Origin of the sequence: Rhodococcus sp. BH5 (assembly GCF_027583855.1) — a bacterium.
GTDB classification, from domain to species: domain Bacteria; phylum Actinomycetota; class Actinomycetes; order Mycobacteriales; family Mycobacteriaceae; genus Rhodococcus_F; species Rhodococcus_F qingshengii.
Genome location: NZ_JAJHVW010000006.1, coordinates 360,310 through 380,710, shown reverse-complemented (window position 1 = coordinate 380,710; position 20,401 = coordinate 360,310). Strand labels below are relative to the sequence as shown.

Annotated in this window: 21 protein-coding genes; 6 read left to right on the top strand and 15 right to left on the bottom strand. The window is 62.5% G+C overall.

Translation table 11 applies throughout. From position 1 onward, the window contains the following. Nucleotides 1-39: 39 nt before the first annotated feature. Nucleotides 40-759 carry a DUF6319 family protein gene (locus RhoBH5_RS18305; RefSeq protein WP_003940205.1) on the bottom strand — a complete coding sequence of 240 codons (720 nt, stop codon included), beginning with the start codon at nt 757-759 and terminating at the stop codon, nt 40-42. Nucleotides 760-965: 206 nt separating this feature from the next. On the opposite strand from RhoBH5_RS18305, the gene RhoBH5_RS18300 reads away from it, so the two are divergent. Continuing rightward, a complete protein-coding gene (locus tag RhoBH5_RS18300) occupies nt 966-2,066 on the top strand; it encodes an adenylate/guanylate cyclase domain-containing protein (protein ID WP_372025141.1) in 1,101 nt (366 codons plus the stop codon). Nucleotides 2,067-2,070: 4 nt separating this feature from the next. Here RhoBH5_RS18300 and RhoBH5_RS18295 read toward each other — a convergent pair whose 3' ends face one another. Further along, the gene (locus RhoBH5_RS18295; RefSeq protein ID WP_058226560.1) at nt 2,071-2,721 is read right to left on the bottom strand and encodes a TetR/AcrR family transcriptional regulator; all 651 of its coding nucleotides are present in this window, start codon (nt 2,719-2,721) and stop codon (nt 2,071-2,073) included. Between the two features lie 56 nt (nt 2,722-2,777). Here RhoBH5_RS18295 and RhoBH5_RS18290 point away from each other — a divergent pair, with 56 nt between their 5' ends. Next, nucleotides 2,778-4,322, top strand: a complete 1,545-nt coding sequence (locus RhoBH5_RS18290) for an MFS transporter (RefSeq protein ID WP_214924403.1) — start codon at nt 2,778-2,780, stop codon at nt 4,320-4,322. Here the strand turns inward: RhoBH5_RS18290 and RhoBH5_RS18285 are convergent. After that, nucleotides 4,310-4,822 carry an Lrp/AsnC family transcriptional regulator gene (locus tag RhoBH5_RS18285; protein WP_003939810.1) on the bottom strand — a complete coding sequence of 171 codons (513 nt, stop codon included), beginning with the start codon at nt 4,820-4,822 and terminating at the stop codon, nt 4,310-4,312. The two genes, RhoBH5_RS18290 and RhoBH5_RS18285, sit on opposite strands and share 13 nt — an antisense overlap. Nucleotides 4,823-5,017: 195 nt before the next feature. Here RhoBH5_RS18285 and hppD point away from each other — a divergent pair, with 195 nt between their 5' ends. Continuing rightward, nucleotides 5,018-6,223 carry a 4-hydroxyphenylpyruvate dioxygenase gene (gene hppD / locus RhoBH5_RS18280; RefSeq protein ID WP_270008629.1) on the top strand — a complete coding sequence of 402 codons (1,206 nt, stop codon included), beginning with the start codon at nt 5,018-5,020 and terminating at the stop codon, nt 6,221-6,223. Nucleotides 6,224-6,229: 6 nt separating this feature from the next. Here hppD and RhoBH5_RS18275 read toward each other — a convergent pair whose 3' ends face one another. The 5 genes from RhoBH5_RS18275 to RhoBH5_RS18255 form a co-directional block, all read right to left on the bottom strand. After that, nucleotides 6,230-6,880 (bottom strand): NUDIX domain-containing protein, encoded by a 651-nt coding sequence (locus tag RhoBH5_RS18275; protein WP_020909123.1) that lies wholly within the window; start codon nt 6,878-6,880, stop codon nt 6,230-6,232. Continuing rightward, nucleotides 6,877-8,163: an adenylosuccinate synthetase gene (locus RhoBH5_RS18270; RefSeq protein WP_208690622.1), complete on the bottom strand. Its 1,287-nt coding sequence runs from the start codon at nt 8,161-8,163 to the stop codon at nt 6,877-6,879. Before RhoBH5_RS18270 ends, RhoBH5_RS18275 begins: the two co-directional genes overlap by 4 nt. A gap of 12 nt (nt 8,164-8,175) precedes the next feature. Beyond that, nucleotides 8,176-9,162, bottom strand: a complete 987-nt coding sequence (locus RhoBH5_RS18265; protein WP_030537005.1) for a hypothetical protein — start codon at nt 9,160-9,162, stop codon at nt 8,176-8,178. Nucleotides 9,163-9,167: 5 nt separating this feature from the next. After that, nucleotides 9,168-10,199: a hypothetical protein gene (locus RhoBH5_RS18260; protein ID WP_270008628.1), complete on the bottom strand. Its 1,032-nt coding sequence runs from the start codon at nt 10,197-10,199 to the stop codon at nt 9,168-9,170. An 84-nt stretch (nt 10,200-10,283) separates the two neighbouring features. Next, nucleotides 10,284-11,183, bottom strand: coding sequence for a LysR family transcriptional regulator (locus RhoBH5_RS18255; RefSeq protein WP_270008627.1), 900 nt, complete (start codon nt 11,181-11,183; stop codon nt 10,284-10,286). 188 nt (nt 11,184-11,371) lie between these two features. On the opposite strand from RhoBH5_RS18255, the gene RhoBH5_RS18250 reads away from it, so the two are divergent. Together RhoBH5_RS18250 and RhoBH5_RS18245 are read left to right on the top strand one after the other, a co-directional pair. After that, on the top strand, nt 11,372-12,010 hold the full coding sequence (locus RhoBH5_RS18250) for a hypothetical protein (RefSeq protein WP_007732640.1): 639 nt from the start codon (nt 11,372-11,374) through the stop codon (nt 12,008-12,010). Then, entirely contained in the window at nt 12,007-12,783 is a 777-nt protein-coding gene (locus RhoBH5_RS18245; protein WP_007732641.1) for an SDR family NAD(P)-dependent oxidoreductase, read from the top strand. The genes RhoBH5_RS18250 and RhoBH5_RS18245 overlap by 4 nt, the downstream gene beginning before the upstream one ends. Before the next feature lie 15 nt (nt 12,784-12,798). Here RhoBH5_RS18245 and RhoBH5_RS18240 read toward each other — a convergent pair whose 3' ends face one another. After that, complete coding sequence (locus RhoBH5_RS18240; RefSeq protein ID WP_081558427.1) at nt 12,799-13,560, bottom strand: SDR family NAD(P)-dependent oxidoreductase; 762 nt, start codon at nt 13,558-13,560, stop codon at nt 12,799-12,801. 199 nt (nt 13,561-13,759) lie between these two features. On the opposite strand from RhoBH5_RS18240, the gene RhoBH5_RS18235 reads away from it, so the two are divergent. After that, on the top strand, nt 13,760-14,536 hold the full coding sequence (locus RhoBH5_RS18235; RefSeq protein WP_208690239.1) for an SDR family oxidoreductase: 777 nt from the start codon (nt 13,760-13,762) through the stop codon (nt 14,534-14,536). A gap of 110 nt (nt 14,537-14,646) precedes the next feature. On the opposite strand, the gene RhoBH5_RS18230 is transcribed toward RhoBH5_RS18235, so the two are convergent. The 6 genes from RhoBH5_RS18230 to RhoBH5_RS18205 are packed head-to-tail and all read right to left on the bottom strand — an operon-like array spanning nt 14,647 to nt 20,309. Next, the gene (locus RhoBH5_RS18230) at nt 14,647-15,468 is read right to left on the bottom strand and encodes a MaoC/PaaZ C-terminal domain-containing protein (RefSeq protein ID WP_007732645.1); all 822 of its coding nucleotides are present in this window, start codon (nt 15,466-15,468) and stop codon (nt 14,647-14,649) included. A gap of 12 nt (nt 15,469-15,480) precedes the next feature. After that, complete coding sequence (locus tag RhoBH5_RS18225) at nt 15,481-16,659, bottom strand: lipid-transfer protein (RefSeq protein WP_270008626.1); 1,179 nt, start codon at nt 16,657-16,659, stop codon at nt 15,481-15,483. Then, nucleotides 16,659-17,087, bottom strand: a complete 429-nt coding sequence (locus RhoBH5_RS18220; protein ID WP_003940399.1) for a MaoC family dehydratase — start codon at nt 17,085-17,087, stop codon at nt 16,659-16,661. Before RhoBH5_RS18220 ends, RhoBH5_RS18225 begins: the two co-directional genes overlap by 1 nt. Next, the gene (locus RhoBH5_RS18215) at nt 17,084-18,199 is read right to left on the bottom strand and encodes an acyl-CoA dehydrogenase family protein (protein WP_030537002.1); all 1,116 of its coding nucleotides are present in this window, start codon (nt 18,197-18,199) and stop codon (nt 17,084-17,086) included. Before RhoBH5_RS18215 ends, RhoBH5_RS18220 begins: the two co-directional genes overlap by 4 nt. Further along, on the bottom strand, nt 18,199-19,146 hold the full coding sequence (locus RhoBH5_RS18210; RefSeq protein ID WP_042448383.1) for a bifunctional MaoC family dehydratase N-terminal/OB-fold nucleic acid binding domain-containing protein: 948 nt from the start codon (nt 19,144-19,146) through the stop codon (nt 18,199-18,201). The genes RhoBH5_RS18215 and RhoBH5_RS18210 overlap by 1 nt, the downstream gene beginning before the upstream one ends. Then, nucleotides 19,143-20,309: an acyl-CoA dehydrogenase family protein gene (locus RhoBH5_RS18205; protein ID WP_020970792.1), complete on the bottom strand. Its 1,167-nt coding sequence runs from the start codon at nt 20,307-20,309 to the stop codon at nt 19,143-19,145. The genes RhoBH5_RS18210 and RhoBH5_RS18205 overlap by 4 nt, the downstream gene beginning before the upstream one ends. Between the last annotated feature and the right edge of the window lie 92 nt (nt 20,310-20,401).

Here is a 20,401-nt window from a genome sequence, read left to right as displayed (position 1 = left end):
AAACGCATACCCCGGAAAGTGCGGACCTACGCAGCGTTTCTAGTCGGTAGCTCCGAGCGCCTCGAGCATCTTGCGTGCCTCCTCGAGCTGACGACTCAACTCGTCGACTCGCGCTGCAGCCATGTCCCGTGCAGCGACGATGATGGACTCGACAGCCTCGATTGCGGTGGGCTCACCCAACTCGCGGACAGCTCGCTCGACCGCATCGGGTGCGACCGGAACTGCTTTGCCCGGACGCTTGGCGCCCTGTGTGACCGTCACGCTCCAGTCGTTGTCCGCGCCGGCATGGATGGTGACGCTGATACCGGCCGGCAGTTTCTTCGCACGCTTGACGGCCGGACGAGGTGTCGCGGCAGGGGCAGCAGTGGTAGTCGGTACCGGAGCGGGTGCAGGCTGCGCACGCGGCTTCGGTCGAACAGGCTCTACGAGTGGCTCCATCAGGGGCTCGGACTCCACAACTGGTTTGGGCCGTGGCGCCGGTTTGGCCGGTGCCGCGGAGACGCGGTTTATGCGCAATTCCTCTGCCTCGAAAGGCAATTCGTCGTTGACGCCTTTGGGGCGGATCATCACGGTGTTGCCGTCCACCGACACGACTTTCGCCGAGGTACCGGCTTCGATCCCCAGGCTGGGAGTCGCCTCGCGCAGATAGACGGTGGCGCGCTTGCCTTCGGCGACAGCCGTGGCGAGCGCTGCCAGATTGTCCGCAGTGAGGTGATCCGGCGTTGATGCGGCAGCGCCGGAACGTCTACGGGGTGGCATGCGCAGGTCCTTTCAGAAGTATCTCGTGCATTTCGGTATCGACAGTGCTTTTCTCGGGGCAACTCTTGCACAAGCCACCGACGTGTTGACTCTCACCGCCCGCCTGAGCCCGAGGATCCGTAGGCGGTTCGGCCAATTCAGTACTGTTCTCGGGGCACCGCGTGGAAGATGGTGGACAGGAATTCGTTGCGGCAAGAAGGAGCACGGTGAGCAGTTCGGAGTCAGAGTGGATCGACGAGGTCACCGAACCCGCCCCTGCTGAATCTCACGCTGCCGAATCTCACACTGCTGATCCGGTCGACGTCGATGCTCATCTGCTCAGCCGGATTCAAGCCGACATCGAGGAGTCCCTCCTCGGCGGACCGCGCTGCTTCACGCAATCGCAGATCGCGGAATTCGCCGGTGTGACACGCGAGCGTGCCGATCGTTTGTGGGTCGCGATGGGCTTTGCCGTCGACGAGGATCCCGACGCCGTCATGTTCACCCAGCAAGACGCCAACGCCCTCAAGACGATCATCGACATGGTCAATCGAGGAGTCATCTCGCAGAGCAGTGAGGTTGCTGCCGCCCGTTCACTGGGGCAGTCGATGTCGAGGTTGGCTGAGTGGCAGGTCTCGCTGATCAGCACACACATCATCGACCAGCTCGCCGACTCGGCAGATCACGAGCCCGAAGCGATCCGGAAGATCGTTCTGCGCCTCGGCGCCGAGATCATTCCCGCTGTCGAATCTCTGCAGACGTACGTCTGGAAGCGCCACGTCGCGTCCTCGACGGGACGCAACGTCGGAAACCCGGGCGAAGAAGTAGCGAGTCGTGTTCTGGTCGTGGGTTTCGCCGACATCGTCGGGTACACCTCGCTGACCCGCGGCCTCGACTCCGCCGAACTCAACGATCTGCTCGAGCGGTTCGAGTCCGCGTCCACCGAAATCATCGGTCGCAACTACGGCTGGGTGGTCAAGACCGTCGGTGACGAGGTCATGTTTGCCGCTGAAAGTCCCCACCACGCCGCCGAGATCGCTTTGCAGATCCAGCAGGCGGTCCTCGCCGATCACGACGATCCGCAGCTTCGGGTGGGTCTGGCCATGGGGCCGACGTTGGTTCGCTTCGGAGATCTCTACGGTTCGGTGGTCAACAAGGCCGCGCGTCTCACCAGCTCTGCTCGTCCCGGCACTGTGCTGATCGACTCCGAGCTGGCCACCCAGCTCGGCTCGGACGCCAATTTCAAACTGCGACACCTTCGTCCGCGACGAGTGCGCGGCATCGACAGGCTCGAGCAGTACGTGCTACGCCGCAATCTGGAGCCGTGAGCTCTCAGCTCGACACTCCGCGTGCAGCCAGAAAGTCGTCCACGATCTGCTCACACGCAGCCTCCCCGAGAGGCGTCAGCGTGGCCAGCTTGGTGAGCACCAAAGGTCCGACCAACTGAGCAAGTGCGACGTCGTAGTCGTACTCCCCCAACGCGTCGATCGCGTCCGGCGAGCGCAGGATCCGATCGAACGCGTGTCGGTACTGCTCGAAGACCGTCTGGCGCAGCGATCGCAATTCGGGCTTGTCCGCGGACAGGGCATCGACGCTCGAATAACCCTTCAGTTCCGGCCCCAAGCCGAGCCAGCACATCGCCGTCACCTGGATCGGTGCGCTTTCGATGGCCTTGGCCTGACTGGTCAACAACTCGAGCAACTGCGCGCGGAGGTCACCTTCCCCGGACATCTCCGGCACCGGCGGCAGTAGACGTGCAAATGCCGCGGCGAGTAACTCCGTGCCGCTGTCGAAATGGCGATACAGCGTCGCACGCGCGACGTTGGCCAACTTGGTGACGGCATCGATCGTCACGGCGTCGACGCCGCCTTCTGCCAGCAGCGTGGTCGCTGCGTCGAGCAACCTGGACCTGGAACGCTGTTTGCGCGGGTCCTCGTCGTTTCCCTGCTGTTCGATTCCCTGCTTGTCGATTCCCACCGTCACAACTTCAGTTATACCCACTTGGGGGTTGTGGAACTGCTGTTCTTGTAACGATACTGATGGTCTTGTTTCTATCGGGAGGTTTCGTGAGTAGCGATACGACGCTCGAACAGTCCACGTGGACCATCCGACAGATCTGGATGCTGACGGTCGCGTGCTGCGCCGTCGCGCTGGTCGTCGCAGCGATGGCCGCGCTCAACACGGCCCTTCCCGACTTGGCCCGCGATACCGGTGCAACACAGAGCCAGCTCACGTGGATCGTGGACGGGTATACGCTCACGCTGGCTTGTCTCTTGTTGCCGGCGGGCGCACTCGGCGATCGATACGGTCGACGAGAACTGCTCATGTTCGGACTACTCGTTTTTGCTGCCGGGTCGTCGATTCCGGTCTTCGCGGACGAACCGTCGTGGATCATCGTCTCCCGCGTGATCTCCGGCGTCGGCGCCGCATTTGTCATGCCCGCGACATTGTCTCTGCTCACCGCAGGTTTTCCGCCGGCCCAGCGTGCCCGCGCGGTCGGAGTCTGGTCCGGAGTGGCTGGTTCCGGTGCAATCGCCGGACTGGTCGTCTCCGGCCTGCTCCTCGAAAAATGGTCGTGGCATTCGATATTCGTCAGCCTGGCCGTCGTCTCCGTCCTGATTCTCGTGGTGTCGTTCACGATCGTGACGTCGAAGGACGCGGAGGCAACTCCACTCGATCTTCCAGGCACCGCACTGATCGCCGGCTCGATCGGACTGTTCGTCCTGGGGATGATCGAGGCACCCGCCCGTGGTTGGCTCGATCCGGTAGTCCTTGCTCTGCTGATCGGCGGAATTGCCATGACGGCAGTCTTCAGCTGGGTCGAATTACGCACTCTCCATCCACTTCTGGACGTCAGGCTGTTTGCCAACCGCGCATTCGGCAGTGGCGCAGCGTCACTGACCCTGCAATTCCTGGCGACTTTCGGCTTGTTCTTCCTGATCGTGCAGTATCTCCAACTGGTGCTCGACTACTCCCCCCTGCAATCGGCGCTCGCCCTGATGCCGATCGCTGTGCCGGTGATGGCGCTGTCCGTGGTTGCTCCCCTACTGATTCCGCGTATCGGCCTTCGCGCTCTCACCGCCACCGGGGTTGCCTTCCTCGGAACCGGAATTGCACTCCTGACGCGCTTGGATGCCAGTTCGACCTATGCCGAAGTCTGTGTTCCCTTGGTAGTGGCCGCTATTGGTTTGGGTTTGTCGACAACCCCCGCCACTGCTGCCATCGTCTCCAACGCACCGGACTCCAAACAGGGGGTTGCCTCAGCAGTCAACGACGCAACCCGTGAGATCGGCTCCGCCATCGGCGTTGCACTGGCGGGAAGTATCCTCGCCGCCGGCTACGGAAATCACGTCCAGCCCGCGGTCGACTTGCTACCCGAACCGGCCAAGGAGCCGGTATCCGGTTCTCTGGCCGCCGCTCTCCACGTCGCCGAAGCAGCCGGGCCGCAGGGTGCCCAGTTGGCCGAATTCGCCCGTGAAGCCTTCATCAAAGGCATGGATCAAGGAGCACTCACGCTCGCTGCGATCATGTGGGTATCCGCGATCGTTCTGGGATTCTGGGCTCCGGGTCGTCAGCGAGACTGACCGCCTCGTCGGTACGCCGGGGCCTTGGTCGTCTGCTCCGACTGCAGAGTCTGCAGGAGGGGCATCGACCGGAGCGGCACCACAACCGAGAGAACCATGACGCTGGTCGACCGGGTGGCTATCCCCGACCGATTCAGTTCGAGCAGCGTCGCTTGCAAATCCTCGTGCGACGCAGCAGCAATCCGGCACAGCACGTCGCCGGAGCCGGTGGTGGCAAAGGCTTCGAGCACACCGGGGATTGCCTCGAGTTCCGCTGTGACGGTGTCGAGCGCCCCCTGAGCGATCTGCAAAGTCACGAATGCCTGTACTCCGAAACCCGCTGCAGCCAAGTTGATGTGCGGAGCATACCCGGCGATGACTCCTGCATCTTCCATCCTTTTCAATCTCGCCTGCACTGTCGCCCGCGCAACCTTGACCTGACGCGAAAGCTCCAACGCACCGGCTCTCGGGTGCTTGTTCATCGCGTCCAACAGAGCCAGATCCACTGCGTCGAGATTCACGTCTGCTCCACTCGTCGTTCAACTATGCAAATTGCCTACAAAACAGTGCCACCATCTTCGCATTCCGGCGCTGTGTCTACTTTCAACTACCTCCGTTGACTACCCAACCTCTGAAGGACTTATCTGTTTGTACTGGCAGTGCCGAACATGACTCGCGCACCGCGCTGTGTACATCGCACTCAGAGGGGACTCATCATGACCGTCGAACAGACTCTCACCGACGACGAACAGTTGGCCGGCCTGGATCTGGAGCAATTGCGCCAGTTGATCGGCTTGGTCGAGTACGACAGCGATCACGATCCCTTCCCCGTGAGCGGTTGGGACGGCCTCGAATGGATCGTCGGAAATGCCACGCAGACTTCACATTTCTTCCAGTCCGCATTCGGCATGGAATTGGTGGCCTATTCAGGCCCGTCGACGGGAAACCGCGACCACCACGCGTTTGTACTCAAAAGCGGGGCCGTGCGGTTTGTCGTCAAGGGCGCTGTGGATCCGGCAAGTCCGCTGATCGAACATCACAGCCGTCACGGCGACGGTATCCGCGACATCGCGCTCAGCGTCCCCGACGTGGACAAGTGCATCGCACACGCCATCACCCAAGGCGCGACAGTGTTGAGCGAACCGCACGACGTCACCGACGAGCACGGCACCGTTCGCCTGGCCAGCATCGCGACGTACGGCGAGACTCGGCACACCCTCGTCGACCGTTCCCGCTACACCGGCCCTTACCTTCCCGGATACGTCGAACGGACGTCGTCGTACCGCAAGCGTGACGGCGCGCCCAAGCGAATCTTCCAGGCCCTCGACCACGTCGTCGGCAATGTCGAACTCGGCAAGATGGACCAGTGGGTCGACTTCTACAACCGCGTCATGGGATTCACCAACATGGCCGAGTTCGTGGGCGGCGACATAGCCACCGACTACTCCGCGCTGATGAGCAAGGTCGTCTCGAGCGGCAATCACCGAGTCAAGTTCCCACTCAACGAACCTGCCATCGCGAAGAAGCGGTCACAGATCGACGAGTACCTCGAGTTCTACCAAGGTCCCGGCGCTCAGCATCTCGCACTTGCGACCAACGACATCCTCGGAGCAGTCGACGCTCTGGCCGACGAAGGAATCGAGTTTCTCTCCACTCCGGCTTCGTATTACGAGGATCCAGAACTGCGCGCGCGTATCGGAGAGGTTCGAGTTCCGATCGAGGAATTGCAGAAGCGAGGCATCCTCGTCGACCGTGACGAGGACGGCTATCTTCTTCAGATCTTCACCAAGCCGATCGGAGATCGTCCCACCGTGTTCTTCGAGATCATCGAACGCCACGGCTCACTGGGATTCGGACTGGGAAACTTCAAAGCCCTGTTCGAAGCGATCGAGCGTGAGCAGGCCGCGCGGGGCAACTTCTGAGGTAGGTCAGCTGTTTTCGGTCCACGCCCAGACCACCGCGGGTCGCCCGGTGGCACTGACCCGGACTCGTTCGTCCGTACGTTCCAGCCCTGGCAACGCTTTGAGCGTCCGGTTCAAATTGCCCGGGTCCGGACGCACACCGGAAAGCTCCTCCGCCACGGCCAGCGCGTACGACGCCGGAAACGACGGACCCAGTAGTGCCCGCGTGAATGCCTGATCTCGCCACAACAGGGTGTCAGCAAGGATCGGGCGGGTATCGGCGACTATCCGATTGTGGTCGAACGCAAGGTCCCCCGGGTTGTCCCAGCTCACCCATTCGGCCGAACCCGGCACCTCGTCCGACGAGATCACTGCCCACATGGTCACCGAGAGCGTCGGACCGCGGGGGTCGCGATTGGGTTCGTCGAACACGGTCAATTGACCGCTGACGAGGATCTTCTCGTCGGGAATTCCGAGCTTGGTGGTCACGGCTCGCCTGGCGGCGTCCTGCAACCGCTCACCGGCGCCCAGCAGTACACCGGGCAGCGCCAACTGCCCGGTGTACGGCTCCGCTTGCCGCGGAGTGACGGCAAATCGCAACATCCCGGGTTCCGGATTGCCGAACCGGAGCGCGATGACATCGATCGAGACAAGTGACTGGTCCACACCGTCCATCATGCAGGCACTGGGCATCGCACCTGACGATCGACCCGGTCGGCACCGTTCGCGGTCAGCACTACCGGCGCACCCATTTCCTCGCTCAGATACCGGGCGAAATCCTCCGGGTCGGCCGGAAGTTCCTTCGGCACGACCCCTACGGCTTTCAGGGAATCTGTCAGCGCCTGCTGGTGATCGAGATCCTTCCACTCTCCGACCGGAACGAACGGCAATCCTTCGTACGCGTGCACCCCGTGGATCGGGACGCCTGCAGCCCGCGCGCGATCCATCGCGTCGAGATGAGTAAGCGCCAAACCGTCGACGCCACCGCTCACCTCGATTGCGTAGTGCAACAACAACTCGTCGAGGTGGCCCGTCCGGAATCCGCCTTGATACTCACCCGTCCCGTTGTGCAGCTCGGGCAACACCTTCGCCAACTCCGGATCCTCCGTCGGGAAGGGCCCAGCTCCGTGTCGTGTCATGTAGGTGCGGGTGACGCCGAGTACGTAACTGTCCCGGCCCAACTCGTCGATCATTGCTCGCGCGTTGGACGGCTCGACCGTCGACCACGTGGTGTGTGGGTGAAACCCCCGCCACTCGTCGAGAAGGACACCTTGTGCCCCCTCGAATACCAGACGACCACCGGCACCCAACGCGCCCAGCGCATCCGGGTCGGCGATGTCCACGACGGCACCGAATTCCGCGTACATGTCGACCATGTCGTCGATCGGCGGAAAACCGTGGCGACTCTCCGCGATCAACGGTCCGTAGAATGTGGCCAACGCCGACAACTTACGACGCAAGGAGTCAGGTCGCCGGCAGTCTCCCACCGTAGGCGCATTCGCTACTTCGAGCGCATACGCCGCGGTCTCACCGATCCCCTTGCCACACGAGCCGTGTCGGTTACCGCCGCGAGCATCCTCACGAGCCCTGTTGGCGGCCACGTGAATCGGCGTCGTCAACAATGCGCGCGCGTCGATCCGTATCAAATCGAACGGATTTCGAACTCCGAGCGCTTCCAGAGCACGCGCCTCCCGGGCGAGCGCGATGGGCTCGACCAACACGAATCTCGAGAGAAACGTCGGGACGCCGGACAGCGTTCCCGAACCGAACTGCGAAAACGTGTGGTGGCGCTCGCCGACCGTCACGTTGTGCGCTGCCTGTGCCCCACCGTTGAACCGGACCACTGCGGCCACACCCAAATCGGCTTGGTCGGAGCAAAGCCAATCGACGGTTGCTCCCTTCCCCGCATCTCCGAACCCGAGGTCTACGACGATGATATCGCGGTCTTCGAACGGCTCCATCGTGCTCTCCTTCTATGCGAAATCAACATCGTCCGTATCGGTTCCGAGATCGTGGGGCAACCCGGCCACCGTCGCGGTGCTGCGCCCTGGAATTAGAGCGAGAGCCTTGCCGACGGTCTCGGCTTCAGCTCTTGAACCGATGTCGCGGAGATCCGCCAGTCCGTCACGCAGGTCGATGCGGTCCTCGCCGATTCCGACCGTCAGCGCGATCAGTTCGCACACCGCAGCGGGGTCGTCGAGTTTGACGAAGCGTTCACCGAGCAACTTCTTCCAGTGATCCGCGATTTCCGGATCGTTGAAGTACGACGACTGATCTGGCAGAACGAAGTAGACATTCCATCTTTCTTCGAGTTCACGGTAGATCGACGAGACCGATACGTCCTGACGTACCTTGTCGCCGATCACCGAACGGATGTGACGAGCCGAGAGCCGCGGCTTGTTCAGCTCGTCGCCGATGATGAAGAGGTAGCCTTTCCTTCCGCGCTTCTCCCAGGCATCCGTACTGGTGTGGCGCGCCATGAAATATGCTGCCAATTCATAGCTTTCCGACTTCTGTCCGCCACCGTTGCCCTCGAGGAAGATCGTCCGAAGCTGCTCGTCCATCGCGTTACCCGACTCGAACTGGCCGACTTGTAGTGGCACCTGATCGGAATCGGCGTCGCCGATACCACCGAACAGAATCTGCGGATCATCCGCGTATCCCTTGCGTTGCAGCAGCCCGTGCAGCTTTCCGAGCTTGTCCTGCATGATTCGAGGAACAGCGCCCATCGAGCCGGTGACATCGAAAAGCACTGCTATCGGGAGAGAATCGGGGTGCCCGGCCGAGTCCCGGCATTCACGCTTGTCGACGCCGAAGGGGTCGAGGGTCGGGTCCGCTTTCCAACTGCTTCGCGGACGCGACCGAAGCGAATCGGTGTAACCGAAATCGTCGACACCGCGTGCGGCACGAAAAGTCTTGCCCGCCAAATAGGTGTTGTCGTCCCAGTATCCGTAGCCCATGACAATCACTGTCCTTTCGTGGATGGAACGGCGAACGGACGAAATGTCCGCTGGCCATAGAGAAGATCGAGGAGTTCGTCGAACTCACCCAGTAGGTCGACCGCGTCGGGACGCAATCTCGGGTTGTCCTGCATGCAGCCGTCGGCAAACGCCTTCATCCGTTCGTGGGTCTGCTCGCCCAGCATTCGGAGCATCAAATGATGAGCCATGTAGACGTCCCAGGCCGGAGACGCTCCTTCGCCGAGTTCCGGTGGGTACGAATCACGATCGGAACCGATCGTCGCCAGCGGGCGGCTGCCCGTACGGGTGCCAAAGGACCAGCCGACCAGCACCACCCCGTGCCGATCAGGCTCGATCAGCACGTTCTCCGCGGTAATCGCGGTGTGCACCCAACCAGTCGCATGCGCTACTGCCAGAGCCCGAAGTAGCCGTCGGTGCATCCACGCCCAGTCCCGTGGATCGAGGCCACCCGGATACGCCTCACGGACGTCGGCGAGACTCACAAAACCTTCGGTCAGATCGTCCAGCACATCGATCTGACGTCTCGTGCCGCTGCCCACATGGGTGATTCGATCGATCAATCGCGGGAAGTACGAGACTGCCCAACCGGCTTCGCACGAATTCTCGATGTCCGTCAGCACATTCCGTTCGGCCTCGATCATCGAGTTCGCCCGAGGGTTTCGCGGAATCTTGAGTACGACACGGGCATCGGACCGGTACAGGTTAGCGACCGAGCCGCGCGCTACCAGTCCACCCAACATGTACTCGCCCCGCTCGCCGACATAAACGGGTCGAGAATCTGCCGGCTCGAACTCCGCTGTCCAACTGCGGTATAGCTCGTTCAACCGAGATGTTGCGGCCGAGTATCGCACCCGATCTTCGGGCTTCGCCCGGTCCGGATGAATGGCGGAGGCGAGCCGATGAAAACGACGCTTCGCAGCGCGACGGGTGTCGAGATCGCTGGAGTTTCCCCCGAACACATCGGCCGAAACTCTTGCTGCCTCGACGATTTCAAGTGCCGTGCTGATCGTTTTCATGGTTTTAGTCTAGTTGACTAAAACGAAGACGGCAAGAATGCGTATTTCATCCGAGTACATGCGCATCACATCAGGACACGGCAATCACCTGGCGGTACCGAGGGCTGAAACAGCTTTGCGTAGCTCGATCACTGCCGGACTGCTGTCGCCCTCGCGGGTACACAGATCGATCGAACACTGCTCGATGTCGGAAATGCGCACGAAACTGATATCCGAGCGGGTGTAGTACTCGGCAATGGTTGCTGCCGTTATCACCACCGCCCGACCGTTGGCGACAACCTCGAGCGCTTCGTCCATCGTGCGGACAGAGGGACCGTACCGGACGGGTACACCACTCGGGCGCGGGTCCACCGACCACCATTTCACCCATTCGGGTGGTGCGCCGTCACTCGAAACCTGCACAGTCCCATCTATTTCAGAAATCTCGATGCTCGTACGGCCCGCCAGTCGGTGTCCTCGAGGCAGGGCCACCACCCGCGGTTCGACGCCGATCCGTTCGAGCACCACACCGTCGAGCACCGGCAGTGGAGGGCGCACGAAGGCGGCATCGACGGTCGCGCTCGCCACCGCGGAAACCTGTTGGGACCAGTCCAATTGGACCAGCTCCACCTCCGCATGCAACGAATCGATCACCGCACGTCCCAAACTTCCGGCCGCCCCGTTGATGAATCCGATCCGCAACCGCCTGGCCCGCCGACGCTCGAGTGCGTCGAGCCCGTTCATCGCGCGGACGGCGAACTCGAGAGCGGGCCGTGCATCCGCGACGAACACCTCACCCGCGGCGGTGAGCACCACCGGGTGCGAACTGCGATCGATCAACTCGACTCCCACCTGCTCCTCGAGTCGACGAATCTGCTGACTGAGAGCAGGCGCCGTGACGAACAACCGGTCTGCCGCTCGTCCGAAGTGCCCTTCCGCCACGACGACGAGCAACGAGGACACCAACCGCAGATTCAGATCTTCACCTCTTCTCGCCTTTTTCATTACCGTCCATTCGGTTGTCTTAGGCCGCCGTTCGCCAGCAAAGTGATGACCATCACGGTATCTGAACAGCGGAGTTAAGCAAACCGGCAATTGTCGAACGAAGTTCTACATGTACAGCGAATGCCACGTCAGGTCACAGTTGTCGCAGATCCGGACAGCCCGCCGAATCCGCGAAACCAGGAGATGTGATGAGCAAGTACGAGCACGAATTCGTCCACATGATGGATGGCGTCGAAAAGCAATTGGAAACCATCGACAATCCGCGGCACCAGAAGATCCTCCGAAACTACCGGCGCCACGCATTGCTCGAGGTCTCCGGTCGTTACAAGGAAATCCTCTCGCCCGACATGACCGTCGAAGAACCCGTCTACCGGTTGTTCGAAGACGGGCAGTCGATTGTCCTCGACGGCATGGACGCCGTCACCAACTTCTACCAGTCACTCGCCGAGACGGACACCCTTGTCATGTGGACCGGACAGTCCGACTTCGCGGTCTCCGACAGCGGATTCTCGGGTGAGACTCTCTTCAGTCAATTCGTACCAGGATCGATTCTGGGAGACGGGGTGTTCGGCGCAGTGCACGAATCGGGTGGATCCACCCCCGCAGCCCCCGAACAGTCGTCGGACATCGACCCCGACGGTTGGTATCTCGTGCGTCGGACCTTGGCATTTGTCTGGCCGTACGACGAGCAGGGGCGACTCATCGGTGAGCATGTCTACGAAGATTCTGCTTCGAAAGTCGTGACCAAGGTGGACCCGAGCGAGGTCATCACGGCGGCGCGCGCAGCCGAACTGCTTGCCCCACTGCTCGAAACGCACCTGCCGTGAGCGCGCCCGTAGCCATTGTCACCGGCGCAGCTGCCGGGTTGGGCGCCGCTATTGCCGAGCGCCTTGCGGAGGACTTCGGCACCCTGCTTCTCCTCGACATCGAAGAGGCCGCACTCGCCGACACCGCAGCACGCCTGGAAAGCCTTGGCGTAGCAGTCCACACGGCACGATGCGATGTTCGACGTGAAGGTGACGTCAAGAACGCCTTCGACGTGGCTGCATCGGCCGGAAGCCCGACTGCACTCGTCAACGGCGCCGGAATCGGCGTCTTCACTCCGTTCCTCGAGATCACCGAAGACCAGTGGGACAACACCTTTGCGGTGAACACCAAGGGCAGCTTCCTGATGTGCCGCGAATTCGTGAGCAGAACCGAGGGTCCGGCAGCGATCGTCAACATCGCGTCGATCGGTGCCCGCTTGGGCGGTGACATGCTCGCGCACTACGGACCGTCGAAGGCCGCCGTGATCGAGATGAGTCACAGCGTCGCCCGGATCGGTGCGACTCGAGGACTTCGCTCGAATACGGTCATGCCCGGCCTGATCCTCACCGACATGTGGCTTCGAACCATCAAGGAACTGCGTCGACGCGATCCCTCGCTCACAGATGTTTCCGATGCTGACGTCTTCGATTCTTTTGTCGCACAGATGGTTCCGATGGGTCGAGCTCAGACGCCCGGAGACATCGCCGAGATGGTCGCCTTCTTGCTCAGTGACAAGGCTCGCAACGTCACCGGCCAGACGATTGCCGTCGACGGCGGCGCCGTGATGACCTGATCGGGTCGATGGCGGTCAGCCCCAGCGCGACTGGCCGCCGTCGAGCGGGATCGTGGCACCCGTGAGGTACCCGGCGTCTTCGCTGACGAGGAAGACGACGGCACGACCGATGTCGGTCTCGGGGTCTCCGACGCGTCCCAGCGGAATACCTGCGACAAATGCCGCTGCCTCTTCGGGATTCTTTTCCATCCACCACTGCAACGCGGGAGTCTTGGCGTGCGGGGCAACATTGAGAACGCGAATGTTGTCCTTGCCCCATTCGCAGGCGGCAGCGCGGGTCAACGAGCGCATGCCTTCTTTGATGGAACCGTAAGCGCCGTAGTTACTGGCATCCCAGCGCACCGCCGCCGAGGTGACCATGTTGATGATGACGCCACCGCCACGACTGTTCATGTGGGGGTACGACGCCTGCATCATGCGCAGGGTGGCGAGCGGCCCCGTCGCGAAGGAACGCTCGAAGTCTTCGTCCAGCACGCTCAAGAGTGGGCCGGGCTTGCAGTCGTTGGCGTTGTTGACCAGGATGTCGATTCCGCCGAACAGTTCGACGGTACGGTCCACGGCGTCGGTGATGTCGTCCTTCTTGCTGACGTCGCAGACCACCGCCTCACCGCGCGCACCGATGTCAGCCAGTAGTCCGCACGTGGTGTGCAACTTGGATTCGGTGCGGCCGGCAACGGCGATCACGGCGCCCTCTTTGGCCAAGGCCAGGGCAATCCCCTGCCCGATTCCCTGACCCGCACCGGTGATGAGTGCGACTTTGCCTTCGAGCTTGCCCATGTGACTACTCCAATGTCCGTCGACGCAGAGGTCCCTTTTGCGGGAGGGACCGGTCGATTCTGGTGACTGCCGCTGTTTGTCGTCTACACTCGACCTACAAAACAACCAAGCACTTGCTTGACCCTAAGGTGTGCGACCACGTCGCGTCAATCACATTGGGCGGCAATTCAGCTCGGCACCGCACCAGGAAGGCTCCACCGTGACACTGCCCAACCCCGTCGATTTCAGCGGACGCTCGGTGATCGTCACCGGCGGCACCAAAGGCATCGGCTACGTCATCGCCGAAACCTTCCTCGCCGCGGGTGCGAACGTGCTGGTCTGTGGCCGTAACGAGCCCGAAAACCTACCCACCGCCGACGGTCGTAGCGCAGCCTTTCGCGCCACGGACGTCCGCGATCCCGCCGACGCCGCAGCCCTCGTCCGAGATGCCGTCGAGCGCTTCGGCCGTCTGGACGTCCTGGTCAACAACGCCGGCGGCTCCCCCGACGCCGACGCTGCGACGGTGTCACCCCGCTTCGTCGAGAAGATCGTGGCCCTGAACCTGTTGGCACCCTTCAACGTTGCCCAGGCCGCAAATGCAGTGATGCAGACTCAGGACGACGGCGGTGCCATCATCAACATCGGCAGTGTCTCGGCGATCGACCCGCAGCCCGGAACCGCGGCGTACAGCGCAGCCAAGGCAGGCCTCCTCGTTCTGACCAAGGCATTGGCCCTCGAATGGGCGCCGAAGGTCCGGATCAACCACATCACCACCGGCCTGATCCGTACCGAGGCTGCCGCCGAGGTCTACGGCGCCGACGGCGGCGTTGCGGTCACCAGGACCATTCCGATGGAGCGCATGGCCGTGCCGGCCGATATCGCCAACTCCTGCCTGTTCCTGGCGAGCCCGCTCTCCTCGTACGTGAACGGCGCCGACATCGCCGTTCACGGCGGCGGTGAGTACCCGGCTCGCTACATGGCGACCCACCAGGATTGAAACAAATACGAAGCAGCCCCTGAGCGGATTCGCTCGGGGGCTGCTTCTTCGTGTGAACAACTGCGGGGCGCGACGAGGGGTCAAGCACCCCGCAGTTGAGTCTGGAGGGACTAGCGAGCGGAGAAGCTCACTCGTGCACCGGAAATCGCTACCTGATCACCCTTGGTGACCTGGAAGGCCAGGTCGTCGGGAGTTCCCCACGCAACGATGGACGGCGCCTCACCCGGATGGATCGCCGCAGCGAATCGACCTTCGAGACTGACAAGATCAGCCGGATGCACTCCGGCGACCCGAGCAAGCTCGAGTGTGCTGGCGGCCAACGTGCACAGGCCGTGCATGATCGGACGCGGCTGGTTGATCCGCGCCGCAGCCTGGGGATCGATGTGGATGTGGTGCTTGTCGCCCAGGAGCCGGTACATCGCCGTTTGGTTCTCCGCTGTGGTCAGCACACCGGTCAACGAAGGCTCGCCGGTCGGCTCCGCCGGACGTGAGGGTCCACGTTCTCCGCCGAATCCACCGGCACCGGGGGCAAAAAGTGACCAGGTCGCGACGAAGTATTCGCACTCCACCTTCACTTCGAACACGGCCGCTGCGCCCTTGTCCCACACCTCGCCGACCGAAGCCTTCAAGGTCACGTCACCGCTACGCGGAAGCGGAGCAAGCACTTTCAGCTCTTGCGAGCCGTGCAACGCCGTCGAGGTGTCGAAGGCGCCCGCCGAACCCAGAGCGTCGGGAGCCCACTGCGCCAGCGTCAGAGCAAAGGTCGGCAGTACCCGAAGCTGATCCTCGAAGACGAGGTCCAGCTCGGTCGCCTTGGCGCCCACGGCAAGTGCGTACAGGATCGCGTCGCGCTCGGTGTACGACACGGTGCGGGTCCCGAGATCGGCTCCACGCCAATCGCCGGCGGTCTTCGCAGCTTCCGAAGTTGTCACTGTCTTTTCCTCTCAAACAGCGCCGAGAACGAGACCGCTGGTGGGTACTGCTGTTCCGGCTGTGACCAATACGTTTTCGACGCCCTCGGGCTGGTTGGTCGACGTGCCTCGCACCAGTCGCACACCTTCGGCAATTCCGTTGACACCGTGCAGGTACGCCTCGCCGACCTGACCACCGTGAGTGTTGGACGGCAGGCGTCCACCGATCTCGAGGTTGCCTTCGCGGATGAAGTCCTTTGCTTCGCCTGGCTTGCAGAAGCCCAGTTCTTCGAGCTGGGGAAGCACCAACGGAGTGAAGTGGTCGTACAGAATCGCGGCGTTGATGTCGTCAGGGGTCAGGCCGCTCTGGCCGTACAACTGACGAGCAACCAGGCCCATCTCCGGGATACCGGAGATGTCGGGCCGGTAGTAGCTGGTCATCATGTACTGATCCTTGCTACTGCCCTGAGCGGCGCCCTTGATGACGACGGGCTTGTTGGCCAGATCCTTTGCGCGCTCGGCAGAGACGATGACCAATGCCTGGCCACCGTCGGTTTCCTGGCAGCAGTCGAGCAGGTGCAGCGGCTCGGCGATCCAGCGCGAGTTCTGGTGGTCCTCGAGCGTGATCGGACGCTCGTAGAACCAAGCAGCCGGGTTGTTGGCGGCATGCTTGCGCGCCACCACTGCAACTCGTCCGAAGTCCTCACTCGTCGCACCGTACTGGTGCATGTAGCGGCGGGCGAACATGGCGACCCACTGAGCGGGAGTCGACAATCCCTGCGGAGTCATCCACGCATATGCCGCGCGATCCGCGGTGCTGTCCATGGGGCGATCGTGCTGCCCTAGGCCGTAGCGCACACCGGAGCGCTCGTTGAAGGCGCGGTAACAAACCACGACGTCGGCAACACCCGTCGCAACTGCCATGGCCGCCTGCTGCACGGTGGCACACGCAGCGCCGCCACCGTAGTGAATGCGCGAGAAGAACTTCAGCTCGCCGAGACCACAGTTGCGAGCCACGATCGCTTCGCCGTTCGTCTCCGACGTGTAGGTGGACAGACCGTCGACCTCGGACGGATCGATACCGGCGTCAGCGAGTGCCGCGACGATGGCCTCACACGCCAACTGCAGTTCGGTGCGGCCGGAGTTCTTGGAGAACTCGGTGGATCCGATGCCGACGATGGCGGCGGCTCCCGAGAGTGGGCTGATCGCCATCAGGGCCTCTCCTCTTCCTTGAAAGCGACTGCGACGGTGCCGGATGCATGGTTGCCGAGGCTGTTTGCACCCTGCACCTTGACCACGACCACTCCGTCTTCCTTGGACACGACCTCACCGGTCATCGTCATGGTGTCACCCGGGTAGTTGGGCGCCCCGAGACGAATGGCGATGCGGCGCAGGGTCGATGCAGATCCGGCCCAGTCCGTGACGTATCGACCGACAAGACCGTTGCTCGTGAGGATGTTCATGAAGACATCCTTCGAGCCACGCTCCTGCGCCAGGCTCGGATCGTGGTGCACGTCCTGAAAATCGCGAGTGGCGATTGCCGTGGCGACGATCAACGTGCGGGTCAGCGGGATCGCCAACTCGGGCAATGCCTCTCCGACAACGACGTCTGCGTAACTGCGACCGGCAAGTACGGTCATGCGAGCACCTCCACACCGGATGCGAGCTGCGCACCCAGACGCGCTAGATCGGAGCTGGAACCACCGAGGGTGGCAGCAATCTGCTTGCCCCACAACAGGTGACGGTGAACCGGGTAGTCGGTGTCGACGCCCATGCCGCCGTGAACATGCGTGGTGCGATGCACGACGCGCTGTCCGCCGTCGGTAGCCCACCACTTGGCGACCAGTACCGAGGTGCCGAGATCCAGTCCCTCGGAGATGCGCCAGGCGGCCTGCCACAGTGTCACGCGCATCGCTTCGAGATCGATGTAGCAGTCAGCGAGTTGATGATTGACGGCCTGGAAGGTCGCCAGCGGACGGCCGAACTGCTTGCGGCCGTTCAGGTACGTGACGGCCTGCGCGACTGCACCCGACCCGACGCCCCATTGGATTGCGGCCAATGCCAGCTGAACGCGGTCGATCAGCCACGGAACCGTGGTGCCGTCAGCCGCACCGATCAGCTGCGCGGGGGCACCGGCAAAGGTGACGTTGGCACAGATCTCCCAACTGGTGGACTGCGTCTGTTCGAGCGTCACTCCCTCGGCACTCAGGTCGACCAGCAGCAGTGCCGTACCAGTGGAAGCGGTTGCCGAAACGAGAGCAAGGTTCGCGACGTGAGTCATCGGCACTACTGCCTTCTCACCCGTCAGAGTCCAGTTGCCGTCGGCGTCCTGCTCAGCCGTGGTCAGTGGGTCGCCGCCCGTGTACGGACCGAACTCTTCGAGACCGACGGTCAGGAATCGACTGCCGTCGGCAACTCCCGGAAGGAGTTCGGCGCGAAGGGAATCAGAGCCGAATTCGTTGACAGCCAATGCTGCAAGGGTCGTTTCCCAGATCGGCACGGCCGCAACGTGACGTCCCTGCTGTTCGAGCAGTGCGTACAGCTCGGACAAGCCGAGGCCACCGCCGCCGAACTCCTCCGGCAGGGCGATACCGAGCAGGCCGGTGCTCGCGAGTTCGCGCCACAGTTCACGGTCGACGCGCTCGGCGGAGAGTTCGATCTCCTTGGTGCGCTCGATCGTTGCCTTGCTGGTGAAGACCTCGTCGGCCAGTGCGCGAATTGCTTCCTGCTCTTCGCTGAAATTGAAGTCCATCAGTGCTCCTCGCGTACGGCCGGCCGGAACGCGGGAAGCGTCAGATCCGGGTCGGCGTCGATCCAGTCAAGTTCCACGGGCATGTCGACCACGACATCTTCGGGCGCGATACCCACCATGTTGGCGATCAATCGGGTTCCCTCTTCGAGTTCGATTACCGCAACGATGAGCGGGTAGTCGAACGCGTCGATCTTGGGGTGGTGATTGACCACGAAGCTGTACACCGTGCCACGACCCGACGCGTCGATCGTGTCCCACTCGAGTGACCGGCACTCCCCGCACATCGGGCCGGTGGGATGACGCAGCGTCTTGCAGGACGTGCAGCGCTGGATCACCAGACGGTGCTCCTTGGCTGCTTCGAACCAGAAAGCGTTGTCCGCGTTGAGAGCCGGACGCGGACGCAGTGCACGAGGAGCTTCGGGCGCAGCAGATTCCTGAGGTTTGAACCGCAGCGTCCGCCACCGCTGGGTGCCGACAACCTGATCGTCACCGTTGCGGTAGGTCTTGAGCGTCGTGACGAAGTGTCCGACACCGAGGCCGGTCTTCTTCTCCGGCGAAATCGACTCGATGACCTCGGTGTAGTTAACGCGATCGCCTGGGCGCAGTTCGGCGAAGAACTCCTGATCGGAATCGGTGGCCACGACAGAGCTGTAGCCGGCTGCGTCGAGGGTGGCGATCAGATCGGTCCACACCTGCGACGGGTCGTTGCCCGCCATCTTGTCGGTAAAGGTCCGCATGATCCAGACCTGAAGCATCTGAGCGGGAGCGACGACGCCGTCACGACCGGTGGCGCGGGCAGCGTCGTCGTCGAGGTAGACGGGGTTGGTATCGCCCATGGTCTCGGCCCAATGCCGGATCATGGGGATGTTGACCTCGTCTGGCCCCCAGGTGGTGGGAACAAGCGTCTGGCCTACAAAAGCGTCGAGTTGCGCCGAAATGTCGCTCACTTGACCCTCTTTTCGCGAACGAGTCCCAAGCCGATGGTGCCGACCATGTCCCGCAGAACTTCGTTGACGCCGCCGCCGAAGGTGTTCACGACACCCTGACGCGAGATCTGCTCGATCTGACCGGCAAGCAGAGCGCCCGGAGACTCGGGGCGGATGCGACCGGCGGAGCCGAGAATTCCGAGCAGGGTGCGGTAGACGTCGACGTGAGTCTCGGTCCCGTACGTCTTGGTGGCACCGGCGTCGGCTCCGGAGAGCGTGTCCTGTGCGACGGCTGCCGTCATCTTCCAATTCAGCAGTCGCATGGCCTCGAGCTTGGCGTGTGTGCGAGCGAAGTCCTGTTGCACCCACGGGATGTTGATGGCGCCGTTTTCCTTGGCCCAGTCCAGGACCAGGTTCCACAGACCGTACGTGCGACCACCGATGGCCGCCAGGCCGATTCGCTCGTGGTTGAGCTGAGCCGTGATGAGCTGCCAGCCGCCGTTGACCTCGCCCACAACGTCCTTCGACGGAACTCGAATGCCGGAGTAGTACGTCGACGTCACCATCAAACCGCCGACGGTGTTGATCGGTGACCACTCGAAGCCTGCATCCTCGGTGGGGACGATCAGGATCGAGATTCCCTTGTGCTTGGGGGCATCCGCGTCGGTGCGGCAGGCCAGCCACACGTAGTCGGCAGTGTTGGCGCCACTGGTGAAGATCTTGTTGCCGTCGACGATCCACTCGTCACCGTCGAGAACCGCACGAGTCTTGAGTGACGCGAGGTCGGTGCCGGCCTCGGGCTCGGTGTACCCGATTGCGAAGACGATGTCGCCGGCCAGGATGCCGGGCAGGAAACGTTCCTTCTGTTCTTCGGTGCCGTACTTCATCAACGTCGGTCCGACGGTATTGACCGTCACGAAGGGGAACGGCAGACCTGCGCGCTGAACCTCGTCGAAGAACACGAACTGCTCTTCGATGGAGCGTCCCTGTCCACCGAATTCCTTGGGCCAGCCGATACCGAGCCAACCGTCCTTGCCCAGCAACTTCACGATCTCGCGGAAGTACTCGCCACCCACACCTTGCTCGCCGGCCGCGCGACGCTTCTCTTCCGGCAGCAGCGCCGCGAAGTACGCGCGCAACTCCTTGCGGAGCTCCTGCTGCTCGGGCGATTCCCTCAGATCCATCGCTGTTTCTCCTATGGCATTCATGGCTGGCAACTCTTGGCCTGGACGCTAACCAGATGCCCAGGTGGGCGCTGTGAGTGTCTCGATGAGCG

Coding starts and splice junctions, on each gene's coding strand:
- RhoBH5_RS18305 (WP_003940205.1), bottom strand. CDS start 759: ATGCCACCCCGTAGACGTTCCGGCGCTGCCGCATCAACGCCGGATCAC.
- RhoBH5_RS18290 (WP_214924403.1), top strand. CDS start 2,778: ATGGTCTTGTTTCTATCGGGAGGTTTCGTGAGTAGCGATACGACGCTC.
- hppD (WP_270008629.1), top strand. CDS start 5,018: ATGACCGTCGAACAGACTCTCACCGACGACGAACAGTTGGCCGGCCTG.
- RhoBH5_RS18275 (WP_020909123.1), bottom strand. CDS start 6,880: ATGATGGACGGTGTGGACCAGTCACTTGTCTCGATCGATGTCATCGCG.
- RhoBH5_RS18270 (WP_208690622.1), bottom strand. CDS start 8,163: ATGGAGCCGTTCGAAGACCGCGATATCATCGTCGTAGACCTCGGGTTC.
- RhoBH5_RS18265 (WP_030537005.1), bottom strand. CDS start 9,162: ATGGGCTACGGATACTGGGACGACAACACCTATTTGGCGGGCAAGACT.
- RhoBH5_RS18260 (WP_270008628.1), bottom strand. CDS start 10,199: ATGAAAACGATCAGCACGGCACTTGAAATCGTCGAGGCAGCAAGAGTT.
- RhoBH5_RS18255 (WP_270008627.1), bottom strand. CDS start 11,183: ATGAAAAAGGCGAGAAGAGGTGAAGATCTGAATCTGCGGTTGGTGTCC.
- RhoBH5_RS18250 (WP_007732640.1), top strand. CDS start 11,372: ATGAGCAAGTACGAGCACGAATTCGTCCACATGATGGATGGCGTCGAA.
- RhoBH5_RS18240 (WP_081558427.1), bottom strand. CDS start 13,560: ATGGGCAAGCTCGAAGGCAAAGTCGCACTCATCACCGGTGCGGGTCAG.
- RhoBH5_RS18225 (WP_270008626.1), bottom strand. CDS start 16,659: ATGGCGATCAGCCCACTCTCGGGAGCCGCCGCCATCGTCGGCATCGGA.
- RhoBH5_RS18220 (WP_003940399.1), bottom strand. CDS start 17,087: ATGACCGTACTTGCCGGTCGCAGTTACGCAGACGTCGTTGTCGGAGAG.
- RhoBH5_RS18215 (WP_030537002.1), bottom strand. CDS start 18,199: ATGGACTTCAATTTCAGCGAAGAGCAGGAAGCAATTCGCGCACTGGCC.
- RhoBH5_RS18205 (WP_020970792.1), bottom strand. CDS start 20,309: ATGGATCTGAGGGAATCGCCCGAGCAGCAGGAGCTCCGCAAGGAGTTG.